A 1,306-nucleotide genomic window follows, 5' to 3' on the forward strand; every position below is an offset into this window, starting at 1 on the left:
CGCACGAACTGCCGCTCGGAGCGCGTCTGACCGGCAGTTCGTGCGACCTCGGCGTCGAGCTGACGGCATGTTGTGCGACCGCCGCACACCGCACAGGAGGCGCGGGTCGTCCCGTTCTCCACAGATCGGCTGAGCGAGTGGTCCCGCCCGCCGCTCCGCCGCCACACTGTCGCCATGCCTCGGCCGTCTCCCCTCCCTGACGAGCTCGATCCGAGCGGCTTTCGGGTGCGCGATGCACTCGCAGCGGGAGTCGATCCAGGGCGACTCCGTCGTCAGGACCTGTCGCGGCCGGTGCACGGCGTGCGTGCGGCGGAGGCGCTGGTCTCCCCCGTCTCCGCGCTGGCTCTCGTCATGCGGCCGGACCAGCACTTCAGTCACACGACCGCGGTCGAGCTCTGGGGTGCTCCGCTGCCGCGGTCGCTCGAGGGAAGTCTGCATGTGACCACACTCGGATCGGGCCCGCTCATGCGCCGACCCGGGGTCGTCGGACACCGGCGTCGATCCGCGACGACCGTGGTCACGTGCGGCGGCGTGCGGTTGAGCGGACCAGACCGTGCGTGGCGAGAGTGCGCCGGGTTGCTGAGCGTTCGACAGCTCGTGGCGGTGGGGGACTTCCTCGTCGGCGGGCGAGGGCGGACCACGGTGGACGCACTGGCCGCAACGATCCTTCCCGGGGAGCGCTCCGTCGCCGCCGCACGTGAGGCCATCGAGCTGATCCGCGTCGGGTCGGAGTCCGCGATGGAGACGTGGCTGCGTCTCGCTGTCGTTGATGCGGGTTTCCCTGAGCCGGAGCTGCAGGTAGAGGTGCTCGACCAGGGCGGGCGCTTCCTCGGACGGGTGGACATGGGGTGGCCGTCGCTCCGGATCGCACTCGAGTACGACGGCGACCACCACCGTGAGCGTGCGACGTTCGAACACGATCAGCGCCGGGACAATTCGATGACCGCGACCGGATGGCTCGTCCTGCATGCGAACCGAGGGGATGTCGGCCGTCCCGCGGTCTTGTTCGAGCGGCTCCGCCAGGCGTTCGTCGCGCGAACGTCAGCCAGACCGTGGGCATGAGCAGATCGAGGTCGCACGACATGCCGCACGTGGGCGTCCTGGTCGCTCGAAGTGCCGTGGGACGGGGATACGAGCGGCAGGTATTGCGACCTCGCGAGACAGGCACGGGCGCCGGCGCGGTGCGGGGTCGGGCGTCGGTGCGGTGCGGGCTCGGGCGCGTTCGGCACGGGCGCCCGTGGCGAGGTCGCACGGCATGCCGCGCGTCGGGCGTCCGGGTCGCACGAGGTGCTGCACGAAGAGCGTG

The 1,306-nt window shown here is 71.2% G+C and carries 1 protein-coding gene; it reads left to right on the plus strand.

Going from position 1 to position 1,306, the window contains the following annotated elements:
• Positions 1-576 precede the first annotated feature (576 nt).
• On the plus strand, positions 577-1,062 hold the full coding sequence (locus Q7F20_RS18570; protein ID WP_305741532.1) for a hypothetical protein: 486 nt from the start codon (positions 577-579) through the stop codon (positions 1,060-1,062).
• Positions 1,063-1,306 lie beyond the last annotated feature (244 nt).

This window comes from Curtobacterium sp. A7_M15, from assembly GCF_030705415.1.
Classification (GTDB): Bacteria; Actinomycetota; Actinomycetes; order Actinomycetales; family Microbacteriaceae; genus Curtobacterium.